The organism is Muricoccus radiodurans, from assembly GCF_050154705.1.
Lineage (GTDB): Bacteria > Pseudomonadota > Alphaproteobacteria > Acetobacterales > Acetobacteraceae > Roseomonas > Roseomonas radiodurans.
Genome location: NZ_CP189561.1, coordinates 6,048,577 through 6,073,435 on the forward strand (window position 1 = coordinate 6,048,577; position 24,859 = coordinate 6,073,435).

Below are 24,859 nucleotides of genomic sequence, written 5' to 3' on the forward strand. Positions count from 1 at the left end.
CTCGAAACGGCCGGGCGACTAGCCTTTCCCGAGCCGCCGACGAGGAACCGCGATGCCGGATGTGCTGCCCTCCGCGCCGGGACGCCAGCCGTGAGCGCCACGGTCTCGCCCCCGAAGGCCAGGCGCGGCGCGCTCGCCTGGATCATCCCGCTGGTCGGCCTCCTCATCGCGCTCGGCCTCGGCTACGGCGCGCTCGACATCGTGCTGGACCACCGCAGCATGGCCCGCAACGCCATCCCGACGGAGGGCCGCATGACCGGCGGCTACCGCCAGGTCACCTCCGGCCGAAGCCGAAGCACGAGCTACTACCCCACCTTCAGCTACTGGACCGCCGACCGCCGCGTCGTCCTCGGCACCGTCTCCGACGAGATGGACCAGTCCGATATCCGCGCCGGCCGTACCCTGCCCCTGCGCTACGACCCGCAGGACCCGACGAAGGTCCGCCTCGCCTCGGCGCTGGAGGGCGGGCCGGGCGTACTCCCCTGGATCCTCGGAGGCCTCGCGATCCTGATGGCCGCGATCTCGGTCATACCGCTCGTCACGGGACGCCGGGTGAAGGTGTGAGAAGCAAGGCCGGGGGGAAGTATCCCCGGGGCCCCCTCTGTCTTTTCGAGGCTGCCGCGGGACCGTCCTGGTCGGCACCGCGGGGGCCACCCAGGCCAGTGGGTCCGCGAGGTGCGGCCCGCGCCGGCCCCGGGCCTCGCCTGGCTAGCTCGCACTCTGCGGCTGGATCCCCGCCTTCCGCGCGGCGTCGCCCCACTTCTCCATCTCCGCCTGCGCGAAGCGCCGGGTCTCTTCCGGCGTGGACCGCACGACCTCGGCGCCCAGCGTCGCGTGGCGCGCGGCCACGTCGGGCCGCATCACCGCCGCCCCGCAATCGGCCGAGAGCTTCGCCAGCAGCGCCTCGGGAAGATTCGCCGGCCCGATCACCATGCCCCAGGTGGACGCCTCGAAGCCCGGCATGAAGGCCTCCCCCAGCGTCGGCACGTCGGGCAGCTGCGGCGCCCGCGCCGCGCCCGTCGTGGCCAGCGCCTTGAAGGCGCCGGACTGGATGTGGGGCAGGGCGGCCGGCACCGTGTCGAACATGATGTTCACCCGATTGCCCATCAGGTCCGGATGCGCCTGCGTGGAGCCGCGATAGGGCACGTAGGTCATCTCGATCCCCGCTCGTTGCGCGAAGAGCAGCGGCGCCAGCCGCACCACGCCGGACGTTCCCGCGAAGGTCACATGCCCCGCCGGGTTCGCCCTGGCGTATGTCACCAGCTCCGCCGGGGTGGAGGGCCCGAAGCCCCGTCCGGCACACAGCACCAGCGGCGTCTTCGTCGTCAGCGTGACGAAGGAGAAGTCCCGCATCGTGTCATAGGGCAGCCTGTAGAAGGCCGCATTGACCGGATGCCCGACCGAGACCAGCGCCAGCGTGTGCCCGTCCGGCGCCGCCTTCGCGACCACGTCGGTGCCAATGATCCCGTCCGCCCCCGCCCGGTTCTCCACCGGCACCGCCTGGCCCCACTGCGCGGCCAGCGGCTCCGCGATCAGCCGCGCGGTGATGTCGGACACACCGCCGGGTGTGTAGGGCACGATCATCCGGACCGGCCGGGTCGGAAAGCCGCCCTGGCCGAGCGAGGGGCGGGCCAGCAGCAGGGCGGGCGCGGCCAGGGCCGCGCGGCGGGACAGGGTCATGGTTCGCTTCTCCCATCGCCCGTGCCGGGCGTTGGGCCGAAGGCTGCCCCCGGAGCGCGGCGCCGTGCAACCCTGGCGCGCAGCCGGGCTCAGCGGCGGAGGGTGGCCTCCGCGACCCGCGCGGCGCGCGGCAGGGCCGGCACGGCGGCGATCGCCCGCCGTGCGATCTCCTCGCCGAGCCGCAGCCCTTCCTCATTGGCGGTGCGGAAATGGACCCCCGCCCAGAGCCGGCTCGACGCGCACTCCACCGCCACCTGCGAGAGATGGTTGAAGGTCCGGACCGGGTCCCCCGGCACGTCCACGCCGGGATAGGCGACCGGCCCGAGGTCGCGGCCGAAGACAGCCCGGAGCGCGTGCGCGCCCGCCGAGCAGTCCGTCGCATGGCCCGACGGGTGGTCGGGATGCGGGGGCGTCTCGATCAGCGGCCGCCAGCCCGGCTCGGACGGCGCTCCGGGGGTACCGGTGTTCAGCGCGGTGACCGGCCGCCAGAACCCGTAACGCCGCTTCGCATCCCAGGCGATGATGGCGGAATCCGCGAGCGACACCGAGAGGACCGCCATCGCCCGGGCCTCCTCCCACACGCCGCCGGGCAGCGGGTGCTCCGCCAGTAGCCGAACGGCGAGATGCGCGAAGCCGCGCTGGGAGGACTGCTCCGCCCAGAAGAAGGCGGCGGCGGTCTGCGCCGGCGTCCGCAGGGTGGAGCGGAGCGCGCCGATCATCCGCACCTCCTCCAGGTCGGCGAGGTAGCGCGGGCTGTCGAGCTGGTTCGGCGGCCGGCCGGCCAGTTCCGCTGGGTTGACCGGCAGGAAGGGCCGGTACGGGTTGAGGGTGGAGTTCAGCTGCGCCTCCGGTGTCGGGCGCCACTGCCCCACCCCGAAAGCCGTCGGGAAGAGCGGCGGGATCCCGGACGGGTTCGGATAGGCCGCGAGCGTCGCCCGTGCGACGGCAGTGCCGAGACGGGTGGCCGCCCGCACCGGCGCGCCGGGCCGGTCGGCGGCGACCGCGTCCCGGAACAGCCGGTCGGCCTCCGACACCGCCGCCTCGGGGTGGCGCGTCAGGAGCACGTGGTAGGCCGCCGCCGCCATGGCGACGAGCGGGGCGGCCCCGTTCGGCGGCGGCTCGCCCCGACCGGCCGGGCGCCACCGGGCGTAGCGCGGCTCGGCGGCGTTCAGCGCATCGTGCATCGCGATGTGCATGATCGCCCGGGTCCGCCAGTTCGAGGCGCCGCCGCCGAGCCGGTCGGCCGCGAGGGTCCAGGCCGTCACAAGTCCCCCGGGCGGCGGGGCCGTGTCCAGCCGCCCCCGGTCCCCCGGCGCCATCTGGGTCTGCGCCATGGTGGGCCACGCGACGAGCACCGCGATGGCCGCGAGAAGACCGCGGCGCGCCAGGCGGAACAACGTCATCGAAGCTTCCCCATCACTCCGGCCCATCCACTTGGCCGCGTCGCCGCCCGGATTCGGCGGCGTTGGATACGATCCCATCATGACGCATCCGGCCCGCCGGCCAAGCTGTCGATCGCTGCCGCCAGAGCGACGTCCCGCTCGCTGAGGCCACCCGCGTCATGGGTGGTCAGCACGATCTCCACCCGGTTCCACACATTGGACCACTCGGGATGATGGTCCGCCTTCTCAGCCAGGAGCGCGACGCGCGTCATGAAGCCGAAGGCCGCGTTGAAATCCGCGAACCGGAAGCGCCGCCGGATCGCGTCCCGGCCCTCCACGGGGGTCCAGCTCGGCAGAAGGGAGGAGAGTTCTGAACGGCGTGCGGGGGAGAGGGGTTCGACCATCGGCGTTTCCGCTTGACCTCGGCCCGCATTCTGGCGCCCTTCCCGCATGGCCGCCATGGACAAGGGGGGAACGCCCCCCACCGCCGAGGACATCGCCGAGCTGGCCGAGGCCGCCTTCGCCGCCATCCCCACGGAATTGCGCGAGGCCGTGCGCGGCGCCGCCATCCTCGTCGAGGAGAACCCGGACGACGAGACCCTGGCCGAGCTCGGCCTGGAGCATCCCTGGGAGCTGACAGGCCTGTATCGCGGCCGCCCCCTGACCGAGAAATCGGCCCTGGACGTCACGATGGCCCCCGACACGATCCTTCTCTACCGCGAGCCGATCCTGGTGGAATGGGTGGAGACCGGCGCGGACCTCTTCCGCCTCGTCCGCAACGTCCTGATCCACGAGATCGCCCATCATTTCGGCTTCTCCGAGGAGGGCATCGCCCGCCTGGAAGGGGAGGGGTAGCCACCCCGCCCGGCGGCGGCCCGCTCCCAAGGCCGGCCGCATCGTCCAACCCGCCGGCCCCGCCCGCGTTGCCGCATCCGAGGAGAACCGCCCCGGATGCCCCCTTCCCACCCGTCCCAGCGCTGGCCCGACACCCTCTGGATCGTCCGCCACGGCGAGAGCGCCGGCAATGTCGCGCGCGACGCCGCGCAGCGGGCCAAGGCAGCCCGGATCGCCCTGGACGGCCGCGACGTGGACGTTCCGCTCAGCGAGCTTGGGAAAGAGCAGTCCTGCGCTCTTGGCCGCTGGTTCGCCGACATGCCGGCGGAGGACCGCCCGGAGGTCGTCCTCTGCTCCCCCTACCGCCGCGCGCAGCAGACCGCGCACCACATCCACGAGTGCGGCGGCCTGCCCGTCGCGCCGGAGGATTTCATCGTGGACGAGCGCCTGCGGGAGAAGGAGTTCGGCATCATCGACGGCCTGACCACCCTCGGCATCCGCGAGATCATGCCGGACCAGGCCGAGTTCCGCCGCATCCTCGGCAAGTTCTACCACCGGCCGCCGGGCGGCGAGTCCTGGTGCGACGTGATCTTGCGCCTGCGCTCCGCGCTCGACACCATCTCCCTGCACCATGGCGGCCGGCGCGTGCTGATCGTCGGCCACCAGGTCGTCGTCCTCTGCCTCCGCTACCTCCTGGAGAACCTGACCGAGGAGAAGATCCTCGCCATCGACCGGGAGGGCGACGTCGCGAACTGCTCGGTCACGGAGTACCGCTACGACCCCGGCCCGTCCCAGACCGGCGCGCTGAGGCTGCATCGCTACAACTTCGTCGCCCCGCTCACACGGGAGGGCACGCCCGTCACCGCGGAGCCGGACAAGAAGGCCGTCGGCGCGTGACCGACCCCCTGCAGGTCGGCGCCGTCGCCATCGACCCGGACTGGCTCCGCACCCACCCGCTGCCCCAGCCCGACGAGGGCGGAGACAAGGACGGCCGCGGCAGCGTCCTCGTCATCGGCGGCTGCGCCGAGGTCCCCGGCGCCGTCCGGCTGGCCGGGGAAGCCGCCCTGCGCGCCGGCGCCGGCCGCCTGCGCCTCGCGACCGCCCGCTCCGTCGCTCCACACCTGGCGCTGGCCGTGCCGGAGTCCCTGGTGATCGCGCTGGATGAGACGGAGACCGGCTGCATCGCCGCGACCGCCCCGGCCGCCCTGCGCGAGAAGCTGGCGCACTGCGACACGCTCCTCCTCGGTCCCGGCCTCATGGCGGAGGAGGAGGCCGCCCTCACCGCCGAGGTGCTGACCGATGTTCAGGAGGGCTGCGCCGTCGTCCTCGACGCGGCCGCGCTGTCGGGCCTCGCCGCCCAGCCCGAACTTGTCCGCCGCCACCGGGGGCGTGCCGTCATCACCCCCCATGCCGGGGAGATGGCACGCCTTCTTGATCTCCCGCGGGACGAGGTCGAGGCTGACCCGCTTGCCGCCGCGCACCGCGCGGCCGAGCACCTGGCCTGCGTCGTCGTGATGAAGGGGTCGCGCACCCATGTCGTCGCGCCCGGCGGCATCGTGCTCGTCTCCGACCACGGCCATGTCGGCCTGGCCACGTCGGGGTCCGGCGACACCCTCGCCGGCATGATCGCGGGACTGCTCGCGCGCGGCACCGCGCCGCTCACCGCCGCGGCTTGGGGCGTGTGGGTCCACGCGGAGGCCGGACACCGCCTCGCCCGTCGCCTCGGGCCGCTCGGCTTCCTCGCGCGCGAATTGCCGGGAGAGGTCCCGGCCATCCTCGCGGACCTCGCTCCCGCCTGACTCCTTCAGCCCAACGGACCTGCCATGGCCGAGCGCCGGATCATCCCGCTCGACGAGATCCCGCTGAAGGAGAACGGCGATCGCGGCCACTTCCAGGCACAATTCGGCACCGCCGGCGGCCTGCCGGGCCTGACCGGAAGGGGGCTGCACGCTGACGATCCTCGCGCCAGCCAAGTGCGCCTTCCCGATTTACCGCCACACGTGACGGACGGGATGTTCGACATCCTCTCGGGAGAGGGCTCCTACCGCCTGGACGACGACACCCTCCCCATCCGCGCCGGAGACCTGATCGCGGCGCCGGCGGGCCGGGAGGCGCACCAGATCGTCAACGCCTCGGCCAGCGAACTCCGCTTCCTGGCCTTCTCCACGATCGGCGCGGTGGACGTGATCGACGATCTCGACATCGGCGAGGTCGCCTTCGCCGCGGGGGTGTGGAACACCGACCGATCCACCGCCACCATCCAGGCCCTCGGCCGCGTCATCCCCGCAGACGGTTTCGAGGGCGAAGCCCTGAAGCCTTCGCGCCTCAGGCCAGCGCCCGCGCCACCACTTCCCGCAGCGCCGGCAGCACCTCCGCCTCGAACCACGGATGCCGCTTCGCCCAGACGAGCGTCCGCCAGGACGGGTGCGGCAAGGGAAAATGCGTGGGCAGGAAGCGCGTGAAATCCCGCACGCTCTCCACCAGCCCCGCCCGCTTCCCCAGCACGAATCGCACCGCGTAGGACCCGACCAGCAGCCGCACGCGCAGGTCGGTGAACAGCGGCAGGATGCGCGGGTGCCAGAGCGGCGCGCAGTCCGGGCAGGGCGGCGCATCCCCGCCGCGCAGCAGCCGCCCCGGGTAGCACATGCCCATCGGCAGGATGGCGACCTTCGACGTGTCGTAGAAAGCCGTCTTGTCCAGCCCCAGCCAGTCCCGCAGCCGTTCCCCCGACGCGTCCTCGAACGGAATGCCGGAGAGATGAGCTTTTGTCCCCGGCGCCTGGCTGGTGATGAGCACGCGCGCCCCTGCACCAAGCTGGCAGATCGGCCGCGGCCCCAGCGGCAGCCGCTCCGCGCAGAGCGTACAGGCCCTCGCCAGTGCCGCCGCCGTCTCCATGTCCGCCTGGGGCGGAAACCCCGGATCGCGCGCGATCACCATGGCCGGGGGCCGCGGTGTCACGGCCACTTCGCCAGCATCGCCTCCACCCATTCCGGCACCAGCCTCGTCGCCGGCCCGTGCCGCGCCTCGTCGAAGAGGTGCGACCCCTCCGAGGGCTCCAGGTTCAGTTCCAGCGTATCGGCGCGCCCGCGCACCTCCGCCACGAACCCCGCCGCCGGATACACCGCGCCCGAGGTCCCGATGGACACGAACAGGTCGCAGGCCGCCAGCGCCGCCGCGATCCGCTCCATCTCCAGCGGCATCTCTCCGAACCAGACAACATGCGGCCGCATGCCGCCGGCGCGCCCGCAGGCCGGGCAACGCGTCTCCGCCGTCAGGTCGCCCCCGCCGGGGCTGACAACCTGGCAGTAGATGCAGCGGTCCCGCGCCAGCTCCCCGTGCATGTGCACCAGCCGGCGGGACCCCGCGCGGTGATGCAGGTCGTCCACGTTCTGCGTCACCAACAGGAAGTCGCCGGCCCAGCGCGCATCCAGCTCCGCCAGGGCCGCATGCGCCGCGTTCGGCTGCACCGCCGGATCCCGCAGCCCCGCGCGCCGCGCGTTGTAGAAGCTCCGAACCCGCGCCGGATCGCGCCGGAACGCCTCCGGCGTCGCGACGTCCTCGATCCGGTGCTTCGCCCAGATCCCGTCCGCGTCGCGGAAGGTGTGCAGCCCGGACTCCCGGGAAATCCCCGCGCCGGTCAGGACCACGATGTTCGGAGGAGCCATGGGGCAGGGAGGTCGCCCTCCCGCCCCATGCCCGTCAAGGGCGCGCCGCGCGCCTCAGTGGTTGTGCCCGCCTGCGGCCGTGCCGGCCGGCGGCTGCGCCTGCACCGCCAGCTCCACCTGCACGCTCCCCGCGCGCTCGAAGGTCAGGGTCACCGGCACGCGGTCTCCGACGCGCAGCGGGTTCGCCAGGCCGATGAGCATGATGTGGTACCCGCCCGGCCCGAGCGTGACGGTCTCTCCCGGCGGGATGACGATCTCCGACACCGGGCGCATGCGCATCACCCCGTTGTCGTTGACGCCGAGATGCAGCTCGGTCGTCCGCGCCGCGGCCGATGTGGCAGAGAGCAGCCGGTCCGGCTGCGTGCCGTTGTTCTTCAGCGGCATGAAGCCCGCCCCGGTGCCGCCCTGCAGGGCGGGCCGGGACCAGGGATGGCCGATGCTGATGTCGCCGGCCGTGTAGCTGTGGCCCAGGGCGGTCGCCGGCAGCGCCAGCGCGAGCAGGGCAAGGCGCGCGGCCCCGCGTCGGGTGATGGTCATGATGCGTGATCTCTCGTCTGAAGGTCGGGATCGGCCAGCCGGCCGTTCGGCTCAGACGAGGAAGGGAGGACCGCGCGGGGCATAGGGCGGCGCGCGGGCCGGCGGCAGCCAGACCGCCGCACCCCGGACGGAGGGCGGCTCCACCGAGCCGATCCAGGCCGGCGCGGACACCTGCGGCGGCCCCGGCAACACCGGCGGCGCCAGCAGGGGGCAGGCGAAGCAGGCATCGCCCGCATGCTCCGCGCCCGCCGGCTCTCCCGGCAGCGGCGCGTGCCGCAAGCCCTCCGGCGTGCAGATCACCGCGCCGCCCGGCGACGCCGCCATCGAGAGACAATGCGCCGCCGCCATCGCGGACTGCATCGCCAGCAGCAGCGCGACCAGGAAGGACAGCACGGGCCGGGTGGCGCGCATCGGCCGCCCCCGTATCACGACGGCCGGTGCGACGACAGGCCCTCAGGCCAGCTCGTACTCCACCTCCGGCACGTAGACCGGGTTCTCCTTTCCCAGCCGCGAGGAGAAGAGGGTGAAGTGCTCCATCGCGACGGCCGGGGCGCGGAACAGGTTGTGGGCCTGCACCCATTCCACGAGCTTCCCCGCCGGTGCCTTGTCCGTGCGCGCCAGCGTGACATGGGGCGCGAAGCGGCGCCGCTCGGGATCGAGGCCCATCCGCTGCAGCGCGGTCTCGACCTTCGATTGCAGATGGGTCAGCCCGTCGGACCGCTCCACCCCCACCCACAGGGCGCCGATCTTGCCGCCCTTCTCGAAGGTGCCGACGCCGCGCAGGCACAGCTCGAAAGGCTTCGCGCGGATCGAGGACAGCGCCTCGTCCACCTCGTCCGCGCGCCAGCCCTCCACCTCCCCGATGAAGCGGAGCGTCAGGTGGTAGTTCTCCGGGGGCACCCAGCGGGCCCCCTGGATGCCGCCCGCCAGCATCGAGAGCTGCGTGCGCAGCTCCGGCGGAAGCGCGAGCGCGACGAAGAGCCGAACCATCGTCTTCCCGCAATCCTCAGGCGGGCCGAGCGGCGGACGCGCGGTCCAGCAGCGTCTCCACCGATGGCAGCATCCGCGCCACCAGCACCTCGACGCCGCGGGCGTTCGGGTGGATGCGGTCGGGCTGGTTCAGCGCCGGATCGCCCGCCACCCCGTCCAGCAGGAAGGGATAGGCCACGACCTCCGGCCGTGCGCCTGCCAGGTCTGAGAAGACCGCCGCGAACTCCCGCCCGTAATCCGGGCCGAGATTCGGCGGCGCCAGCATACCCGCCAGCAGGACCGGCAGGTTCCGCGACTTCAGCCGATCCAGGATGGCCTCCAGGTTCGCCCGCGTGTTCCGCGGCGGGATGGCGCGCAGCCCGTCATTGCCTCCCAGCGCCACGATCACCGCGTCCGGCCGCTCCGCCAGCGCCCAGTCCAGCCGGGCCCGCCCGCCGGCCGTGGTGTCGCCCGACACGCCGGCATCGATGACCGTGACCTGGCGGCCCTTGGCGCGCAGCGCCGCCTCCAACCGCGCGGGCAGCCCCTCTCCGCGGGAGAGACCATAAGCAGCGGTGATGCTGTCCCCCAGCATCAGCAGCCGCAATGAACGGGCCGGGGCCGGGGAGGGGGTCTGGGCGAAGGCCGTCCCCGTCAGACACAGAACGAAACCGGCCGCGCCCCTGTTGAGAGCGGCCCGGCGGCCCAATCTCGTCGGCATGCCGGATTCCCTGACCCATTCATCGCCCGCCCCGGGCGCGGCGGCCGCAGCCCTGCCCGGAACCGGGGCCGCACCGCTCATCGAGGCGCGCGCCCTGTCATTTAGGGTGGTGGGGGCAGGGGGGGAGGTCAACATCCTCCGCGGCGTCGATCTGTCGGTCGCCCCGGGGGAGGCGGTCGGCATCGTCGGGCCCTCCGGCTCCGGCAAGACCTCCCTCATGATGCTCCTGGCCGGGCTGGAGCGCCCGACCGGCGGCACGCTGACCGTCGCCGGGCAGGACCTGCCGAACATGGACGAGGACGCGCTGGCCACCTTCCGCCGCGACCGCCTCGGCATCGTCTTCCAGTCCTTCCACCTCGTCCCGACGATGACCGCGTTGGAGAACGTGGCCATCCCCCTCGAATTCGCCGGCCGGGCCGACGCCTTCGAGCGGGCGGAGGAGGCCCTGACATCGGTTGGCCTCGGCCACCGCCTGTCCCACTATCCCGGCCAGCTCTCGGGCGGCGAGCAGCAGCGCGTGGCCCTTGCCCGCGCCTTCGTCGCCGAGCCCGCCCTCCTTCTCGCCGACGAGCCCAGCGGCAACCTCGACCGCGCGACAGGGGACAAGGTGATGGAGCTCCTCTTCGACCTTCGCCGCCGCTTCTCCACCACCCTTCTCCTCATCACCCATGACCCGGCCCTGGCCGCCCGCTGCGACCGCCAGGTCCGGGTGGAGGATGGCCGCATCGTCTCCGACACCGGCGTCATGGGCGCGCCCGGGGACGCCGCATGAACAACCTGACGATGGGCTGGCGGCTGGCCCGGCGGGAGCTGCGTGGCGGCGTGCGGGGCCTGCGGATCGTCCTCGCCTGCCTCGCGCTGGGCGTGGCATCCATCGCCGCCGTTGGCACCCTTCGCTCGGCCACGGATGCCGGGCTGCGGGCGGAGGGCGCGCGCATCGTGGGCGGCGACCTCGTGATCGCCGCCGGCGTGCCCGTTCCGCAGACGGCGCTGGACTGGATGGCCGCCCGCGGCGCGCGCCTCTCCAGCATCGTGTCCATGCGCTCCATGGCGATCGCCCCGAACGGGGAACGCACCATGGTCGATCTGAAGGTCGCGGATGCGGCCTATCCCCTATACGGCAGCCTGACCCTCGATCCGCCCGGCCCACTCGGGGAGGGCGCGAACAACCTTCCCCCGGTTGCGCTGGACGCGCTTGCGGCGCAGCGCCTCGGCCTCTCCCCGGGCGACACGGTCCGCCTCGGCGAGGCCCGCTTCGCCTATCGCGGCGCCGTCGAGTCCGAGCCGGACAAGGGCTCCGGCCTCGCCGCCCTCGCACCCCGTGCCCTCGTTCCGATGTCGGCGCTGGAGGCCACCCGCCTCGTCCAGCCCGGCAGCCTCGTCACCTACGAGACCCGCGTGGCCCTGCCGCCCGAGGCCGACCCCGCCGCCTTCGCCGCCGAACTCCGGGCCCAGCCCTTCGCCGACAATGGCTGGCGGCTGCGGCTGGCATCGCAGGGGCAGCCGGGGGTGAACCGCTTCCTCGACCAGGCGGCCTCCTTCCTGACCCTCGCCGGGCTGACCGCACTCCTCGTCGGCGGCATCGGCGTCGCGACGGGCGTGCGCTCCTGGCTCGACCAGCGGGCCCGCACCATCGCCACGCTCCGCTGCATCGGCGCGCCGGCGGGGGCGATCTTCGCGACTTATCTCTTCCAGGTCCTGGCGCTCGCGCTGCTCGGCGTCGTGATGGGGCTGATCGCCGGATACGGCCTCACCTGGGCCGCCGCCTGGGCGCTGGCCGACGCGCTCCCCGTCCCCCCGCGCCTCGGCTTCTACCCCTTGCCCCTGGCGCTCGCCGCTCTCTACGGCCTGCTCACCGCGCTCGCCTTCGCTCTCTGGCCGCTCGGCCGGGCGCGCGACATCCCCGGCGCCGCCCTGTTCCGTGACACGATCCAGCCGAGCGCGGCGGGTCGGCCCCGGCTCGGCCTGATCCTCGCCAACGCGGCCGCCGTGGCGGCCCTGATCGCCCTGGTCGTCGCCTCCGCCGAGCGCCCGGTCTTCGCTCTCTCCTTCTGCGGCGCGGCTCTCGGCACCCTGGCCCTGTTCCGCGTCGCCGCCGCAGGCCTCCAGGCCGTCGCGCGCCGGCTCCCGTCGCGCCGGCGGCCCTGGCTGCGGCTCGGCCTCGCGAACCTGCACCGCCCCGGCGCGCCCACGGCGCTGATGCTCGTCTCCCTGGGCATCGGGCTGACGACGCTCGCCGCCATCGCGCTCATCCAGGGCAACATCCGGCAGCAGATCACCGAGAGCCTGCCGGACACCGCGCCCTCCTTTTTCTTCATCGACATCCAGTCCGACCAGGCGGCCGAGTTCGACCGCCTCGCCCGCGGCCTGCCCGGGGTGACGGAGGTGCGCCGGGTGCCGTCGCTCCGCGCCCGCATCGTCGCCGTGAACGGCGTCCCGGCCGAGCAGGTCCAGGCCACCGAGGACACGCGCTGGGCGCTGCGCGGCGACCGCGGCCTGACCTACGCCGCCACGCCGCCAGAGGGGACGCGGCTGACGGCCGGCCAGTGGTGGCCTGTCGACTACGAGGGAGACCCGCTCGTCTCCTTCGACGCGAATCTCGCCCAGGGCTGGGGCATCGGCATCGGCTCCACCATCACGGTGAATGTGCTGGGCCGCGACATCGACCTGCGCGTCACCAGCCTGCGTGACATCTCCTGGCGGGGGCTCGGCATCAACTTCACCATGGTCGCCTCCCCCGGCCTGCTGGCGGCAGCGCCCCACACGAACATCGCCACGGTCCGCAACGACCCGCGCCAGGACGGCACGGTCCTCCGCGCGATCACCGACACCTTCCCCAACGTGACCGGCATTCGCGTGCGCGACGCGCTCGACGCCTTCGCCGCCCTCCTGGGGCGCGTGGGCACGGCGCTCTCCTCCACCGCCGCCGTGACGCTCCTGTCCGGCCTGCTCGTCCTCGCCGGCGCGGTCGCCGCCGGCCAGCGCCGCCGCATCCGGGACGCGGTGGTCCTGAAGACGGTGGGCGCCACTCGCGCGCAGATCCGCCGCGCCTGGCTCGTGGAGTTCGGCCTACTCGGCCTCGTCGCCGGCCTCGTCGCCGCGGCCGCGGGAACCGCTGCATCCTGGGGCGTGGCGCGCTTCGTCATGCGAACCGACTGGGCCTTCCTACCCGGCACGCTTGCCGCGACGATCCTCATCTGCGTCGCGATCACCCTTGCCATGGGTTATGCGGGCACGGCGCTCGCCTTGCGGGCGAAGGCGGCGCCGCTGCTGCGGAACGAGTAGGGCGGCCTACGCGCCGGCCAAGTTGGCCATCGCGGTCCGCAGCGCGTCGAGCGCCGCGGGCACGCCGAGCCGCGCCGTGTCGAGCACGAGGCGCGGCGATTCCCAGGCCGCATAGTCGCGCCGCGTGATCTCCGCCCATGATGGCCCGGCCAGTCCCGGGATGTCCGCGGCCCGCGTCTCCGCCCGCCGCCGGTGCTCCGCGGGGTCGGTGCACACCACCTCCACCTCGAGGCAGGGCACACCGGCTCGCCGCGCCACGGCCCGCCAGGCCGCGCGCGTGACCGGCAGCGGGTTCACCGAATCCGCGACCACCGTCACGCCCAGCCGCAGGTTCGACTCCGCCACCGCATAGCCGACGGCATAGCCCGCCCGCCCCACCTCATTCGCCAGGGTCCCGGATTCCCGCAGCGCCTGCTCGATCACGTCCACCCGCAGGTAGGCCGCGCTCCGCTCCGCCGCGACGGCGCGGGCAAGGGTGGTCTTTCCGGTGGCGGGCAACCCGCCGAAGGCGATCAGCATGGACCCGAACTTGCCGCGCACCTGCCCCGACCGCCACGCCGGTTGCCCCGCTGCCCGGCCCATGATCGCATCAGCGGCCATGACCCGCCCGATGGATGCCCTCTCCGATCTCTGGCGCGGCCTTGCCCTGCCGGAGGAGGCGCTCGGCCGCGCGCGCCTGACCGGTGAGGACCCCGTCCTTCCCTCCTCCTTCCGCGTCGGCACCGCCGCCACGGCGGCCATCGGGGCCGCGGGCCTGGCCGCCGCCGAGATCTGGCACCGCCGCACGGGGCGCGCGCAGACGGTGTCCGTCGACATGGCGCACGCCATCGCCGAGTTCCACAGCGAGCACCTGCAGCGCGTGAACGGCGTCGCGCCCGGTGACACCTGGGACCCGATCGCCGGCGCCTATCGCTGCGGCGACGGGAGCTGGGTCCGCCTCCACGCGAATTTTCCGCATCACCGGGACGGCTTCCTGGAACTTCTCGGCGCCGAGCACGACCGCGCCTCCGTCGCCCGCGCCCTGGAAAGCTGGACCGGCCCCTACCTCGACGAGGCCGCGGCCGAGGCAGGCCTCCCTGCCGCCATGATGCGCACCCTCGACCAGTGGGACGCCCACCCCCAGGCCCGTGCCATCGCGCCGCTGCCCGTCATCTCGATCACCCGGATCGGCGATGCCCCGCCCGAGCCCTTCCCGAACGATCCAGCTCGCCCGCTCTCGGGTGTGCGCGCTCTGGACCTCACCCGGGTCATCGCGGGGCCGGTCAGCGGCCGCATCCTCGCCGCCCACGGCGCCGACGTGCTGCTCGTCACCGGCCCGCATCTTCCCTCCATCCCCTACCTTGTCGTGGACACCGGCCGCGGGAAGCTTTCGACCCACATCGACCTGCGCGCCGAGGCCGGCCGGGAGACCCTGCGCGACCTGATCCGCGGCGCCGACCTCTTCGTGCAGGGCTACCGTCCCGGCACCCTCGCGGCCCGCGGCTTCGGCCCGGCGGACACGGCCGCTCTCCGTCCGGGCATCATCCATGTCTCCCTCTCCGCCTACGGAGAGACCGGGCCCTGGCACGAGCGCCGCGGCTTCGACTCCCTGGTCCAGACGGCGAGCGGCCTGAACGATGCGGAGGCGGCGGATGCCGGCTCGCCGGGGAAGCCCCGCCCGCTTCCGGTCCAGGCGCTCGACCACGGGGCCGGCACGCTCATGGCGTTCGGCGCCATGGCCGCCCTGCTGCGCCGCGCGGAGGAGGGCGGGAGCTGGCACGTCCAAGTCTCCCTCGCCCGCACCGCGCTCTGGCTGCGCAGCCTCGGCCGGATCCCCGGCGGCACCGCGGCCACGGCCATTCCGACGCCGGCCGATGCCGTGGAGGAGTCCGACAGTGGCTTCGGCCGGCTGACCGCCACCCGCCACGCCGCGATCCTCTCGGACACGCCGGCCTACTGGGCCCGGCCCTCCGTCCCGCTCGGGACCCATCCCGCGCGCTGGCCCTGACCGGCCCGGTGCGCGCCGGATACAGCACGCGCCGTAACGGTACGGATACGCGAATCCCGCTTGAATCAGGTTACAGGAAGTCCATATTCCTCACACCGCAGGGATGGCGTGGAGTCGTCCCCTGGGAGGAGTTCTGAACCCTATGGCTTTCGGTCCCGACAACCGGTTCCAGCCGACCCAGTCGGCCTGGACACAGCCCCTGGGCCGCGCCGCGACCGACGCCGCGACGCTGGATGCCGGGCTGCGCGCCTATATGCTGCGCGTGTACAACTGGATGGCGTCGGGGCTCGCGCTGACGGCGATCACCGCGTACTTGATCGCGAACACCCCCGGCATCCGGGAGATGTTCTTCACGATCGGCCGGTCTGCCCGCGGCAACATCGTCACGCAGCCCACGATCCTCGGCTTCGCCGCCATCTTCGCGCCCTTGGTGTTCGTGCTGGTGCTGAGCTTCGGCATCAACCGGCTCTCGAAGACCTCGGCGCAGGCGCTGTTCTGGGCCTTCTGCGTCGCGATGGGCGCCTCCATGGCGAATATCTTCGTCGTCTATGTCGGCGCCTCCGTCGCCAGCACCTTCTTCGTCACCGCCGGGATGTTCGCGGCCGTCAGCATCTACGGCTACACGACCAAGGCGGACCTGACGCGGATGGGCGGCTTCCTGATGATGGGCCTGATCGGCATCATCATCGCCGGCCTGGTGAACATGTTCTTCCAGAGCTCGGCGCTGCAGTTCGCGATCTCGGTCATCGGCGTGGTGGTCTTCGTCGGCCTCACCGCCTTCGACACGCAGCGGATCAAGAACGACTACCTCGAGTACGCCTATGCCGAAGGTGGCGACGAGGCGGCCAAGCGCTCCGTGATCGACGCGCTGGGCCTGTACCTCAACTTCGTCAACCTCTTCCAGCTGCTGCTGCAGTTCATGGGCGTGCGCAGCTCGTCCGACTGACGCAGCCGCGTCGGTCAGCCAGACCAGCCCCCGGGGAGCGATCCCCGGGGGTTTTTCTTTGCGCTTGCACGTTCCGTCGCTGCCGCGTCGCGCTTGTCGCGGCCACGGTCGCGTCGGTCTCATCCTCACCCCGCCGGCGTTGCGCGTCCTGGCCTGCCGCATAGGCTCCGCTCACCACCACAGAGGAGCCCGGCGCCGGTGAACGAAGTGATGTACCTGCCCCTGAAGGTCCGCCCGAAGGAGTCCTACCACGAGGCGCCGCGGAACTACGGCGCGAACCGGTCGCACGGGAAGCGGCTGCACGCGGGCTGCGACCTCTACGCGCCCGTCGGCACCGGGGTCTATGCGGTCGCGGACGGGACGGTGCTGGACTCCTACTACTTCTACCTCGGCACCTGGGCGGTGGAGGTGGACCATGGCTGGTGCGTCGTGCGCTACGGCGAGGTGCAGAAGAAGCTCGCCCCCGGCATCCGGAAGGGCGCCCGCATCAAGGCGGGCGATCAGATCGGCCAGATTGGCCGGCTGGAGGGGCTGAAGGTCAGCATGCTCCACTTCGAGATGTACACCGGCAAGGCCACCGGGCGCCTGACCCAGCAGGGCAAGAACAAGTATCAGCGCCGGGAAGACCTGATGGACCCCACGGGCCATCTCGACCGCGCCATGCTGCTCGGCGGCGAGTCCAGCTTTGCCCCGGCGCCGCTGAAATGGATCAACGCCCGCGGGTTCATGAGCTGCGTTCCGGCTTGAACGGCCGGAAGGCCGCCCCGGGCCTCTGCCCGGGGCGGCTGGACTACTTTTCCTTCTCGACCGTCTTCAGGTGGTCTAGGAGCTTCTGCGTGGCAGTCGCCTTGTCGGTCCGGTCCAGCGCGCCGACCTCGGCCGCCAGCCGGTCCAGCGCCAGCTCGTAGATCTGCCGCTCGGAAAAGGACTGGTCCGGCTGCCCGGCGTTGCGGTGCAGGTCCCGCACCACCTCGGCGATGGCGATCGGGTCGCCGGAGTTGATCTTCTGCTCGTATTCCTGCGCCCGGCGGGACCACATGGTCCGCTTGATCCGGGCACGGCCGCGGAGCGTGTCCATCGCCTCGCCCATGACCTTGTCGGAGGCCAGCTTCCGGAGGCCCGACGACGCCGCCTTCGCCATCGGCACCTTCAGCGTCATCCGGTTCTCCTCGAAGGTGATGACGATCACCTTCAGGGTGAGCCCGGCGACCGGGATCTCCTCAATCCCCTGCACCTGGCCGACGCCGTGGGTCGGGTAAACGACGTGATCGCCCGCCTTGAAGTCCTTGCCGGCATTGCCCAGCGGCTTCGGCGGCGGGGCCGGGCGCATCGGTGCCTGGATCGGAGCCGCCTCGGACGGGGCCGGCGCCGCGGGCTCGGCCACGCTCGGACGGGCCGTGGCCGGACGGGCAGGGGCCGAGCCCGCGGCCACCTCGGCCAGGACCGGTGTCGCCTCCGGCTCCTCCTCGGCGCGGGTCGCGACGGGCTGCGGCCGGGGGGCAGGGGAGGGCGCCTCGCGCGAGGCGGCCGGCGCCTTCGGCAGGGTCTCCGCCTTCGTGTCCGGCGTGGATTTCGTGGCCTGGGCCTGGGCCCGGGCCGGTGGCTGGGCGGGCGCGGCCTTCGGCGTCGGTGCCTTGGCCGCGGCAGTCTTGGCCGAGGGAGTCTTCGCCGCGGACGCCTTCTCGGACGCCTTCACCGGCGCGGCCGCCTTCGCGGCCGGCTTGGCTGGAGCAGGCGCCGTCTTGCGCTCGGCCGCGATGGGCTTGGCCTTCGCGGCGACCGGCGCGGGCGCGGAGCGCGCCTTGGCGGGAGCCGCCTTCGCGTCCTTCGCCGCGCCCCGCTCCGGGGTCCCCTTCGTCGAGGCCTTCGCCGTCATTCCGTTTCTCCGCGATCCGTCCGCGCCGTCATCCCGGTCCCGCCGACACTGAGGGCGCGTGGCCCCTTGCCCCGGGCCACCCCGCGCGACCATGGGACTGCCGCCCCCCATATGGGCCGCGCGTCTCCGGGCAACACCCTAGCAGATTCCGGCGCTTCCGTCACATGAAGGGACATGCCCCGGCGGAACGCTGCGACCGGGCCGGCGGTTGTCAGACCTCGGTCAGGCCGTGCCAGGGGCCGGGTCGAACATCTCCGCCTTGCCGGGCTTGCCGTCCCACTCCTTCGCGTCGGCCGGAGGCTCGCCCTTGCGGGTGATGTTCGGCCATTCGCCGGCGTAGACCCGGTTCTTCTCGACCCAGTCGGTCGCCTTGTCGTCGCTGTCGGGCACGATCGCCTCGGCCGGGCATTCCGGCTCGCACACGCCGCAGTCGATGCATTCGTCGGGGTGGATCACCAGCATGTTCGCGCCGACGTAGAAGCAGTCCACCGGACACACCTCGACGCAGTCCATGTACTTGCACTTGATGCAGTTCTCGGTGACGACATAGGTCACGGTCGGGTTCCGGTCTGTCGTTGCGACGGGCGCGGAGGGCCTACGATTCCGGCCCCCGCACCGGGCGGGACACATGGCGCGATCCCGCGGCACACACAACCCGTCCCGGCCGCACGGGCACGGAGCCCATGGGATTCAGCCGCCCGCGGCGATTTCCTCGTACAGCGTCCGGGCCTCCGCGGGCGGACCGCGCCGGGCGGCCAGGGCGACCACCCGCCAGACCCGCACCACGCCCCGCTCCGGCCCGCCGAGCGCGAGGGTCAACACGTCGCCCGGCCGTAGCCGGGCATGGGCCTTGTCCACGGGCTGCCGGTTCAGCCGGACCGCGCCCGCCTCCACCAGCGCCGCGCAGGCGGAGCGGGTCTTGGACAGGCGCGCGCACCAGAGCCACTTGTCCAGGCGCTGCCAGTCGCGGTCCTCCGTCTCCGCCATGCGGGGATCAGGTTTTCCCGAGCTTCAGCTTCGCCAGCACCGCGAAGGGGCTGTCCGGATCGGGCTGCTTCTCCTCCCGCCGCGGCTGTTGGAAGGGCGGCCGGCTGCCGCCGTTCCCGCCGCCCGGCCGGGGTCCGCGCCCGCCCGGCGGCCCGAAATGGCCCTGCCGCTCGCCGCGCGGTCCGTCGTCGCGCCGCTGGCCATCGCCCCGCGGCCCGCGATCCGGCCCGCGGTTCGGACCGCCCGGGCCACGCCGGTCATCCCGGCGCGGGCGGTCACCGCGGCGCTCCTCGCGCGCCGGCGCGGCACCCTCGCCCGGTGCCGCTGTCCCGGCCTCGGCCGGCACGGTGCCCTCGACCGTCTCCGCCGGCGCCGCCTCGGCGCCCTCGGCGGGCGCCGACGCCTCTCCGCCCTCGGCTGGCCTGGGCGCGCCCTCGCGGCGCGGCCGCTCCCGATCCCGGCGGGGCGGCCCGTCGCGCCGTCCCCGCGCGGGGTGCTGCTCCTCCCGCCGCGCGGCGACAAGTTGCGGCGCCGGCGGACCGAAGGCGTCCTCGGCCAGCGGCTCCGCCGGGACCAGCCGGAAGCCGAGCGCCCCGAGCACTGCCGGGAAGGTATCCGCCTTCGCCCCCAGCCGGCTGGCGACGTCTGCCGGCAGGGCAGCCGGCCCGCGGCGGGCGAGGTGCCCCAGCTCCCCGGCGATCCGCTCCGCGACGTCCAGCCGCACCAGCAGCGGCCCGGCCTGCACCCAGCCCATCGTGGCCGCGAAGCCCCGCGGCCAGTCCCGGGGCGGCTGGATGGAGACCAGACCCCCGCCCGGCAGGGCCGGCACGGCCTGGTTCGCCTTCAGCGCCCAGAGCTGCGCCCGCAGCGCCATGGGACGCGGCTTCAGGATTTCCGGGATGTAGAGGGCGAAGCGTCCTGCCCGCACCCCGATGGCCTTCAGCTTCCCGCGCAGCTCCGGGTTGATCTCCCGCTCCGTCCCGCCGGGCAGCAGTCCGAGGAACTCCCGCAGTCGGAACAGGTGGCCCCGGAGGGAGGCATCCTCGGCCGCCTTCGTCTCGGCCTCGGCGAGCGGCGCCAGGTCGCGTGCGACGAGCGCCTCGAACCACGCCGCAAGCTTGGCCCGCACCCGCTCCCGCTGGGCACTATCCAGGAATTCGGAGTCGATCGGCTCGATGACCGGCTTCTCCGGCGAGTCTCCCGCCTTCAGCTTCGCCACCTCGGCCGGCTCATCCTCGCCGGATTTCCAGGTGATCCGCTGGAACTTCGTCAGGGCGAAGGCGTCGTCGCCCGCCGCCTCCAGCGCTGCCACGCGTCGCGGCATCTCTTCGCGCAGCGCCCGCCGGGCGGCCCGGAGGATGACCTTCCGCTCCTCCTCATCGCCGGCATCGGCCGCGGCCTCGAAGACGAAGCCCTTCACGTGGCCGACCGGGTGGCCTTCCACCATCACCTCGCCCGTGCGGGTAACGGCGGAGAGCAGGTCCTCGTCGCTCTCGTCCAGCTTGCGGATCAGGTGGGCGGCCCGGCGGTCCACGAAGCGCGCCGTCAGCCGCTCGTGCAGCGCGTCGGACACATGGTCCTCCGCCTCCCGCGCGGCGCCCGCGATCCCCTCCGCGTCCTTCAGCCAGTCGGCGCGGGAGGCGACATAGGTCCAGATCCGGATGCCCGTCAGCCGGGCCATCAGCGTGTCCAGATCGCCCTCGATGTTGTCGAGATAGGCGATCTGCGAGGCCGCCCAGTCCGCCGGCAACACCCCGTCCTGCACCAGATGGGTGAAGACCCGGGCACAGAAGCGGGTGTGGGTGTCGTCCGCCAGCTTGCGGAAGTCCGGGATCTGGCAGGCTTCCCAGAGCAGCCGCACCCGGGCCCGCGAATCCGCCAGCCGCCGGATCTCCGGCTCGCGCGACAGCGCCTCCAGAGTCACGTAGTCCGTGGCGTCGTTCCCCCGCGCGAGCCCCTGGTAGGGGGGCGGCTCGGAGAGGGAGGCCAGCAGCGCGTCCACGCTGGCGAAGTCGAGATTGGAGTTCCGCCACGCGAGAGTCGTCAGCGGGTCGAAATGGTGCCCCTCGATCTTCTCCACGAAATCGTCGGAGAGAGGAGGGCACTCCGCCGTCACGCCGAAGGTTCCGTCCCGCATGCCCCGCCCGGCGCGGCCGGCAATCTGCGCGGCCTCCTGCGCCGTCAGGGGCCGGGGCCGGTGCCCGTCGAACTTCTGGAGACTGGCGAAGGCGACATGGTCCACGTCCATGTTCAGCCCCATCCCGATGGCGTCGGTCGCCACCAGGAAGTCCACCTCCCGGTTCTGGTAAAGCGCGACCTGGGCGTTCCGGGTCCGCGGCGACAGCCGCCCCATGACCACGGCGCAGCCCCCGCGCCGCCGCCGGATCGCCTCCGCGATCGCGTAGACCTCCCCGGCCGAGAAGGCGACCACGGCCGAGCGCGGCGGCAGGCGGGTCAGCTTCGCCGGCCCAGAATACTTCAATTGGCTGAGACGGGGCCGCGAATCCACCTCCGCCTGCGGCACCAGCCGCTGCAGCAGCGGCCGGATGGTCTCGGCGCCGAGGAACATCGTCTCGACCATGCCGCGCGCGTGCAGCAGGCGCTCGGTGAAGACATGGCCGCGGTCGGCGTCGGCGCAGAGCTGGATCTCGTCCACCGCCACGAACTCGGTCCGCCGGTCCAGCGGCATCGCCTCCACCGTGCAGGCGAACCACTTGGCGTCGGGGGGAACGATCTTCTCCTCCCCCGTGATCAGGCCGACGTTCTTCTCGCCCTTGGCGGCGACCATGCGGTCGTAATTCTCCCGCGCCAGCAGCCGTAGGGGAAAGCCGATGACGCCCCCCGAATGCGCGAGCATCCGGGTGATGGCGAGGTGCGTCTTGCCCGTGTTCGTCGGGCCGAGCACCGCCTTGACGCGGGAGGGGAACATCTGGCCGGGGGAATAGTCGCTCATCGGTTCGGACGTGTGGCGTTGCCGGCGCGGCTTGTCCAGCGCCCGCCGTCAGCGCAGAGCTATGGAGCCCCGACTCCATGCCCCTCCGCCTCTCCGCCCCAGCCCGCCATGCCGCCTTCCTGGCCGCCGCCTATGCCGGGATCGGGGTGACCATGCCCTTCCTGCCACCCTTCCTGGCCGGCCGTGGACTGGAGCCGGAGGCGGTGGCGGCGGTCCTCTTCGCGGGCTCCGCCACGCGCTTCCTCGCCGGCCCGCCCCTGGGCCGCCTCGCGGAGCGCCTGGGCGACGCGCGCCGACTGCTCATCCCCGCCGGCCTGGCCGCGGGTCTCGCCGCGATGATCTGGGCCCCGGCCCACGGCTTCTTGGCCGTGCTGGCGGTGCAGATCCTTTTCGCCTTCTCCATCGCCCCCATCGGCCCGGTGGGCGAGGCCCTGGCCCTCGCCGCCGCGCGCGAGGCCCGGGTGGAGTACGGGAAGGTCCGGGCCCCTGGCTCCGTCGCCTTCATCCTCGGCTCGCTGCTGGCCGGCTGGCTCGCCAACCGCCTGGGCTACGACGCCATGCCCTGGCTGCTCGGCGCCTGCTACCTGGCCACGGCCTTCGCCGCCTGGGCCCTGCCGCGCCGCCTCGCGCCCGGACGCGCCACCGAGCGGGCCGTCCCCCTCGGCCTCGCGGCCCGCCTGCGCCGGGGCTTCGGCCTGCATCTGATGCGTCACCCCGGCTTCGCCCGGATGATCCTTCTCACCGCCCTCATCCAGGGCTCGCACGCCGCCTATTACGGCTTCGGCTCCATCCATTGGGCCCGGGCCGGGCATTCGGCCGACACCATCGGCCTTCTCTGGGCGGTGTCCGTCGCGGCCGAGGTGGCCCTCCTCTGGTGGGCGCAGCCCCTGCTGGGCCGGCTCTCGCCGGTCGCGCTAACGGTCATCGCGGCCGTCGCCGGCCTGGTCCGCTGGACCGGCCTCGCCATCACGACCGAACTGGCGGTGCTGGTCGTCCTTCAGCCGCTGCACGCGCTGACCTTCGGGGCGCAATACATGGCCGCGATGCGCTGGCTTTCGACCCATGCCCCGGCGGGGGAGCAACTCTCGGCCCAGAGCCTCTACGCCGCCCTTGGAAACGTCGCCGCAATGGCGGCGGCGACCCTCCTGGCGGGCGCGCTCTTCGCGCATCTCGGGGCCGGGGCCTTCCTGATGGGCACGGCGATGTGCGCCGCGGCCCTCGTCCTCACGCGGGGGTGGCGGGCGGGATAGGCGCCTGCCCGTTGCAGCGCTCTGGAAGCTCTATCGCCACGCCTCGCCGTCCCAGCGATGCGCCGTCCACCGCGCCCGACCGTCCTCGATCACCACGCGGTTATAGGCGTTCGGCTCGCCCCGGAGCCGCGTCGAGAAGGCCGAGCCGGCCTGGAGCACCGTCAGCCGATCGCCCTCCTCCGTCGCGACGGAGCGGGCATCCACGTAACCGCCGCTGTATCCGATGTGCAGATGCCCCGCGAGGACCAGCCGGACCCCCGCCGCCGCCAGGTCCCGCAGAGCCCGCTCCCCCCGCACGACCAGCGGCGTGCCCGGGCTGTCCGGTGGCGCCAGGAACGGGTGGTGCGCGACGACGACCCGGAACGGGCCCTCCGGCAGGCGGCGCAGCCGCCGGAGTGCGCGCAGCAGCCCGGCCCGCGGAACCCGGCCGTTCTCCCACTGCAGGTGCAGCCCACCGCGGGAGACCGTGTTCAGCCCGACGACCTGCACCTCCTCGTCCTGCCAGACCGGCTCCGTGTCCTCGGCGACGAATTCCTGCCAGCGGCCGAAGGGATCGAGGAACCGCTCCCACGGGTAATAGGCGGTGATGTCGTGATTTCCCGGCACCGCCACCCAGGGCACCTGCAGCGCATCCAGGAAGGCCCGCGCCGCCCGGTACTCGTTCCGCCGCGCCCGCATGGTCAGGTCGCCGCTGACCACGACGAGATGCGCGGGGTCCGCGTTGAGCCGCTCCAGCAGCGCATCGACCACGCGCTGGTCGACCCGGCAGAAATGCAGGTCGGAGATGTGGTCCAGGATTCTCACGCCGGGACGGCCTCCCGCATCGGTGCCAGGACCGTCAGCGCCCCCGGCCGGATCGTGTAGCGCAGCGGCGTCATCAGCACCGCCGCCTCCCCGTCATTCATCACTCGAAGCCGCCGCCGCTGCGAGAGGATGGTGAAGGCCGTTGCCGAGATCATCGCGATGTCGGGGGAGCGCTTCCAGCTCCCGATCGCCATCCGCGCCAGCATCTTCAGCGACCAGATCACCGAGAAGCGCCGGGAGACGTAGAGCGTCAGGACGCCGCCATCGAGCTTCGGGCGGGAGAAGAAGCGCCCCGGCGCCTCCTCGTAGTCGTTGCTGACGACGGACAGCGCGCGGGTCCAGACCCGCCAGGGCCGCCGCCAGCCCGGGGACGTCACCGCCAGCCGCAGGGCCCGCCGGCGCCAAAGCGCGCGCGCCGCCGCGACGGCCACCCGGACGAGCGCCCGGAAGAAGCCCTTGCCCCGGTGCCGTTCGCGGTGCCGTCCGATGGCGTTGGGCACGCCGATCACCGACTGGCAGAGAAAGACCTGCCCGTTCACCTCCGCCACGTCGATCCGCCGGGGCGCCGCCGTGCCGAGGGCCAGTGCGGCCTCCACCGGATCGAGCGGCAGCCCGAGGTCCCGCGCCACGAGGTTGAGTGTCCCGAGCGGCAGCACGCCCAGCACGCGGCCCGTCCCGGCCAGCCGCGCCGCCAGCGTGCGGATCGTCCCGTCGCCGCCGCCGCAGATCAGCAACTCCGCCGGATCGGCGATGGCGGCCTCGATTCGCTCCGGGAAGGACATGGTGGGATCGTCCACCACGGACAGCAGGAATCCCGCCTGCGCCAGCGCCGCCACCACCTCACCCGCCAGCTCGGGCCGGCCGAGCAGGGTCCGCGCGCGCGTGTTCATCACGAGCACGGCGCGGGTCGGCGGTCGCGGAGCGTCGGCGGGGTCGGGTGTCACGGGCGGCAGGGGAACCGCCGGTTCCCCCGAGGGTTGCAT

General features: G+C 73.2%; 26 protein-coding genes and 1 pseudogene. 11 read left to right on the plus strand and 16 right to left on the minus strand.

The genetic code is table 11. The features are described from left to right. Positions 1-90 precede the first annotated feature (90 nt). Positions 91-564 carry a DUF3592 domain-containing protein gene (locus tag ACP6CK_RS28145; protein WP_426956650.1) on the plus strand — a complete coding sequence of 158 codons (474 nt, stop codon included), beginning with the start codon at positions 91-93 and terminating at the stop codon, positions 562-564. A 144-nt stretch (positions 565-708) separates the two neighbouring features. On the opposite strand, the gene ACP6CK_RS28150 is transcribed toward ACP6CK_RS28145, so the two are convergent. The 3 genes from ACP6CK_RS28150 to ACP6CK_RS28160 all read right to left on the minus strand — a co-directional run bounded on the left by ACP6CK_RS28150 (position 709) and on the right by ACP6CK_RS28160 (position 3,466). Beyond that, the gene (locus tag ACP6CK_RS28150) at positions 709-1,680 is read right to left on the minus strand and encodes a tripartite tricarboxylate transporter substrate-binding protein (RefSeq protein WP_426956651.1); all 972 of its coding nucleotides are present in this window, start codon (positions 1,678-1,680) and stop codon (positions 709-711) included. Between the two features lie 89 nt (positions 1,681-1,769). Beyond that, positions 1,770-3,083 carry a vanadium-dependent haloperoxidase gene (locus ACP6CK_RS28155; RefSeq protein WP_426956652.1) on the minus strand — a complete coding sequence of 438 codons (1,314 nt, stop codon included), beginning with the start codon at positions 3,081-3,083 and terminating at the stop codon, positions 1,770-1,772. Between the two features lie 77 nt (positions 3,084-3,160). After that, entirely contained in the window at positions 3,161-3,466 is a 306-nt protein-coding gene (locus ACP6CK_RS28160; protein ID WP_426956653.1) for a 4a-hydroxytetrahydrobiopterin dehydratase, read from the minus strand. Positions 3,467-3,521: 55 nt separating this feature from the next. Here ACP6CK_RS28160 and ACP6CK_RS28165 point away from each other — a divergent pair, with 55 nt between their 5' ends. The 4 genes and pseudogenes from ACP6CK_RS28165 to ACP6CK_RS28180 form a co-directional block, all read left to right on the plus strand. After that, a complete protein-coding gene (locus ACP6CK_RS28165) occupies positions 3,522-3,917 on the plus strand; it encodes a metallopeptidase family protein (RefSeq protein ID WP_426956654.1) in 396 nt (131 codons plus the stop codon). Between the two features lie 96 nt (positions 3,918-4,013). Continuing rightward, a complete protein-coding gene (locus ACP6CK_RS28170; RefSeq protein WP_426956655.1) occupies positions 4,014-4,793 on the plus strand; it encodes a histidine phosphatase family protein in 780 nt (259 codons plus the stop codon). Then, positions 4,790-5,695 carry an NAD(P)H-hydrate dehydratase gene (locus tag ACP6CK_RS28175; RefSeq protein WP_426956656.1) on the plus strand — a complete coding sequence of 302 codons (906 nt, stop codon included), beginning with the start codon at positions 4,790-4,792 and terminating at the stop codon, positions 5,693-5,695. The genes ACP6CK_RS28170 and ACP6CK_RS28175 overlap by 4 nt, the downstream gene beginning before the upstream one ends. A 213-nt stretch (positions 5,696-5,908) precedes the next feature. Continuing rightward, positions 5,909-6,043: pseudogene (locus ACP6CK_RS28180) on the plus strand (cupin domain-containing protein); the annotation flags it as partial. Positions 6,044-6,221: 178 nt separating this feature from the next. Here ACP6CK_RS28180 and ACP6CK_RS28185 read toward each other — a convergent pair. Genes ACP6CK_RS28185 through ACP6CK_RS28210 form a run of 6 tightly spaced genes read right to left on the minus strand, consistent with a single transcriptional unit; the run spans position 6,222 to position 9,788 of the window. Next, a complete protein-coding gene (locus ACP6CK_RS28185) occupies positions 6,222-6,854 on the minus strand; it encodes a uracil-DNA glycosylase family protein (protein WP_426956657.1) in 633 nt (210 codons plus the stop codon). Beyond that, positions 6,851-7,561 carry a Sir2 family NAD+-dependent deacetylase gene (gene cobB / locus ACP6CK_RS28190; RefSeq protein WP_426956658.1) on the minus strand — a complete coding sequence of 237 codons (711 nt, stop codon included), beginning with the start codon at positions 7,559-7,561 and terminating at the stop codon, positions 6,851-6,853. The genes ACP6CK_RS28185 and cobB overlap by 4 nt, the downstream gene beginning before the upstream one ends. Before the next feature lie 54 nt (positions 7,562-7,615). Continuing rightward, positions 7,616-8,098 (minus strand): copper chaperone PCu(A)C, encoded by a 483-nt coding sequence (locus tag ACP6CK_RS28195; protein WP_426956659.1) that lies wholly within the window; start codon positions 8,096-8,098, stop codon positions 7,616-7,618. 51 nt (positions 8,099-8,149) lie between these two features. After that, positions 8,150-8,509, minus strand: a complete 360-nt coding sequence (locus ACP6CK_RS28200; RefSeq protein WP_426956660.1) for a DUF2946 family protein — start codon at positions 8,507-8,509, stop codon at positions 8,150-8,152. Between the two features lie 42 nt (positions 8,510-8,551). Then, on the minus strand, positions 8,552-9,088 hold the full coding sequence (gene thpR, locus ACP6CK_RS28205) for an RNA 2',3'-cyclic phosphodiesterase (RefSeq protein WP_426956661.1): 537 nt from the start codon (positions 9,086-9,088) through the stop codon (positions 8,552-8,554). 16 nt (positions 9,089-9,104) lie between these two features. Beyond that, positions 9,105-9,788, minus strand: a complete 684-nt coding sequence (locus ACP6CK_RS28210; RefSeq protein WP_426956662.1) for an arylesterase — start codon at positions 9,786-9,788, stop codon at positions 9,105-9,107. Here ACP6CK_RS28210 and ACP6CK_RS28215 point away from each other — a divergent pair. Further along, positions 9,787-10,560 (plus strand): ABC transporter ATP-binding protein, encoded by a 774-nt coding sequence (locus tag ACP6CK_RS28215; protein WP_426956663.1) that lies wholly within the window; start codon positions 9,787-9,789, stop codon positions 10,558-10,560. The genes ACP6CK_RS28210 and ACP6CK_RS28215 overlap by 2 nt on opposite strands. After that, positions 10,557-13,073 carry an ABC transporter permease gene (locus tag ACP6CK_RS28220; protein WP_426956664.1) on the plus strand — a complete coding sequence of 839 codons (2,517 nt, stop codon included), beginning with the start codon at positions 10,557-10,559 and terminating at the stop codon, positions 13,071-13,073. Before ACP6CK_RS28215 ends, ACP6CK_RS28220 begins: the two co-directional genes overlap by 4 nt. A 6-nt stretch (positions 13,074-13,079) precedes the next feature. On the opposite strand, the gene ACP6CK_RS28225 is transcribed toward ACP6CK_RS28220, so the two are convergent. Next, entirely contained in the window at positions 13,080-13,673 is a 594-nt protein-coding gene (locus ACP6CK_RS28225; protein WP_426956665.1) for an AAA family ATPase, read from the minus strand. Between ACP6CK_RS28225 and ACP6CK_RS28230 the strand changes: the two genes are divergently transcribed. The 3 genes from ACP6CK_RS28230 to ACP6CK_RS28240 all read left to right on the plus strand — a co-directional run bounded on the left by ACP6CK_RS28230 (position 13,672) and on the right by ACP6CK_RS28240 (position 16,753). Continuing rightward, positions 13,672-15,060, plus strand: a complete 1,389-nt coding sequence (locus ACP6CK_RS28230; RefSeq protein ID WP_426956666.1) for a CoA transferase — start codon at positions 13,672-13,674, stop codon at positions 15,058-15,060. The genes ACP6CK_RS28225 and ACP6CK_RS28230 overlap by 2 nt on opposite strands. Positions 15,061-15,202: 142 nt before the next feature. After that, positions 15,203-16,006 (plus strand): Bax inhibitor-1/YccA family protein, encoded by an 804-nt coding sequence (locus tag ACP6CK_RS28235; RefSeq protein ID WP_426956667.1) that lies wholly within the window; start codon positions 15,203-15,205, stop codon positions 16,004-16,006. Positions 16,007-16,204: 198 nt separating this feature from the next. Continuing rightward, positions 16,205-16,753 (plus strand): M23 family metallopeptidase, encoded by a 549-nt coding sequence (locus ACP6CK_RS28240; RefSeq protein WP_426956668.1) that lies wholly within the window; start codon positions 16,205-16,207, stop codon positions 16,751-16,753. Between the two features lie 43 nt (positions 16,754-16,796). Here the strand turns inward: ACP6CK_RS28240 and ACP6CK_RS28245 are convergent, their stop codons facing one another. The 4 genes from ACP6CK_RS28245 to ACP6CK_RS28260 all read right to left on the minus strand — a co-directional run bounded on the left by ACP6CK_RS28245 (position 16,797) and on the right by ACP6CK_RS28260 (position 21,822). Continuing rightward, on the minus strand, positions 16,797-17,882 hold the full coding sequence (locus ACP6CK_RS28245) for a CarD family transcriptional regulator (RefSeq protein ID WP_426956669.1): 1,086 nt from the start codon (positions 17,880-17,882) through the stop codon (positions 16,797-16,799). Positions 17,883-18,104: 222 nt separating this feature from the next. Then, entirely contained in the window at positions 18,105-18,437 is a 333-nt protein-coding gene (gene fdxA / locus ACP6CK_RS28250; RefSeq protein WP_426956670.1) for a ferredoxin FdxA, read from the minus strand. Between the two features lie 135 nt (positions 18,438-18,572). Then, positions 18,573-18,869 carry an RNA-binding S4 domain-containing protein gene (locus tag ACP6CK_RS28255; protein WP_426956671.1) on the minus strand — a complete coding sequence of 99 codons (297 nt, stop codon included), beginning with the start codon at positions 18,867-18,869 and terminating at the stop codon, positions 18,573-18,575. 7 nt (positions 18,870-18,876) lie between these two features. After that, entirely contained in the window at positions 18,877-21,822 is a 2,946-nt protein-coding gene (locus tag ACP6CK_RS28260) for a helicase-related protein (RefSeq protein WP_426956672.1), read from the minus strand. A 77-nt stretch (positions 21,823-21,899) separates the two neighbouring features. Here ACP6CK_RS28260 and ACP6CK_RS28265 point away from each other — a divergent pair, with 77 nt between their 5' ends. Continuing rightward, positions 21,900-23,072: an MFS transporter gene (locus ACP6CK_RS28265; RefSeq protein WP_426956673.1), complete on the plus strand. Its 1,173-nt coding sequence runs from the start codon at positions 21,900-21,902 to the stop codon at positions 23,070-23,072. A 30-nt stretch (positions 23,073-23,102) separates the two neighbouring features. On the opposite strand, the gene ACP6CK_RS28270 is transcribed toward ACP6CK_RS28265, so the two are convergent. Then, the gene (locus tag ACP6CK_RS28270; protein WP_426956674.1) at positions 23,103-23,876 is read right to left on the minus strand and encodes a metallophosphoesterase family protein; all 774 of its coding nucleotides are present in this window, start codon (positions 23,874-23,876) and stop codon (positions 23,103-23,105) included. After that, positions 23,873-24,859 carry a diacylglycerol/lipid kinase family protein gene (locus ACP6CK_RS28275; protein WP_426956675.1) on the minus strand — a complete coding sequence of 329 codons (987 nt, stop codon included), beginning with the start codon at positions 24,857-24,859 and terminating at the stop codon, positions 23,873-23,875. Before ACP6CK_RS28275 ends, ACP6CK_RS28270 begins: the two co-directional genes overlap by 4 nt.

What these genes read in the sequence shown, in the direction of transcription:
- ACP6CK_RS28150 (WP_426956651.1), bottom strand. Translation starts at nt 1,680, where the DNA reads ATGACCCTGTCCCGCCGCGCGGCCCTGGCCGCGCCCGCCCTGCTGCTG.
- ACP6CK_RS28155 (WP_426956652.1), bottom strand. Translation starts at nt 3,083, where the DNA reads ATGACGTTGTTCCGCCTGGCGCGCCGCGGTCTTCTCGCGGCCATCGCG.
- ACP6CK_RS28160 (WP_426956653.1), bottom strand. Translation starts at nt 3,466, where the DNA reads ATGGTCGAACCCCTCTCCCCCGCACGCCGTTCAGAACTCTCCTCCCTT.
- ACP6CK_RS28165 (WP_426956654.1), top strand. Translation starts at nt 3,522, where the DNA reads ATGGACAAGGGGGGAACGCCCCCCACCGCCGAGGACATCGCCGAGCTG.
- ACP6CK_RS28170 (WP_426956655.1), top strand. Translation starts at nt 4,014, where the DNA reads ATGCCCCCTTCCCACCCGTCCCAGCGCTGGCCCGACACCCTCTGGATC.
- cobB (WP_426956658.1), bottom strand. Translation starts at nt 7,561, where the DNA reads ATGGCTCCTCCGAACATCGTGGTCCTGACCGGCGCGGGGATTTCCCGG.
- ACP6CK_RS28195 (WP_426956659.1), bottom strand. Translation starts at nt 8,098, where the DNA reads ATGACCATCACCCGACGCGGGGCCGCGCGCCTTGCCCTGCTCGCGCTG.
- ACP6CK_RS28200 (WP_426956660.1), bottom strand. Translation starts at nt 8,509, where the DNA reads ATGCGCGCCACCCGGCCCGTGCTGTCCTTCCTGGTCGCGCTGCTGCTG.
- thpR (WP_426956661.1), bottom strand. Translation starts at nt 9,088, where the DNA reads ATGGTTCGGCTCTTCGTCGCGCTCGCGCTTCCGCCGGAGCTGCGCACG.
- ACP6CK_RS28215 (WP_426956663.1), top strand. Translation starts at nt 9,787, where the DNA reads ATGCCGGATTCCCTGACCCATTCATCGCCCGCCCCGGGCGCGGCGGCC.
- ACP6CK_RS28210 (WP_426956662.1), bottom strand. Translation starts at nt 9,788, where the DNA reads ATGCCGACGAGATTGGGCCGCCGGGCCGCTCTCAACAGGGGCGCGGCC.
- ACP6CK_RS28220 (WP_426956664.1), top strand. Translation starts at nt 10,557, where the DNA reads ATGAACAACCTGACGATGGGCTGGCGGCTGGCCCGGCGGGAGCTGCGT.
- ACP6CK_RS28230 (WP_426956666.1), top strand. Translation starts at nt 13,672, where the DNA reads ATGACCCGCCCGATGGATGCCCTCTCCGATCTCTGGCGCGGCCTTGCC.
- ACP6CK_RS28225 (WP_426956665.1), bottom strand. Translation starts at nt 13,673, where the DNA reads ATGGCCGCTGATGCGATCATGGGCCGGGCAGCGGGGCAACCGGCGTGG.
- ACP6CK_RS28235 (WP_426956667.1), top strand. Translation starts at nt 15,203, where the DNA reads ATGGCTTTCGGTCCCGACAACCGGTTCCAGCCGACCCAGTCGGCCTGG.
- ACP6CK_RS28245 (WP_426956669.1), bottom strand. Translation starts at nt 17,882, where the DNA reads ATGACGGCGAAGGCCTCGACGAAGGGGACCCCGGAGCGGGGCGCGGCG.
- ACP6CK_RS28255 (WP_426956671.1), bottom strand. Translation starts at nt 18,869, where the DNA reads ATGGCGGAGACGGAGGACCGCGACTGGCAGCGCCTGGACAAGTGGCTC.
- ACP6CK_RS28260 (WP_426956672.1), bottom strand. Translation starts at nt 21,822, where the DNA reads ATGAGCGACTATTCCCCCGGCCAGATGTTCCCCTCCCGCGTCAAGGCG.
- ACP6CK_RS28265 (WP_426956673.1), top strand. Translation starts at nt 21,900, where the DNA reads ATGCCCCTCCGCCTCTCCGCCCCAGCCCGCCATGCCGCCTTCCTGGCC.
- ACP6CK_RS28275 (WP_426956675.1), bottom strand. Translation starts at nt 24,859, where the DNA reads ATGCAACCCTCGGGGGAACCGGCGGTTCCCCTGCCGCCCGTGACACCC.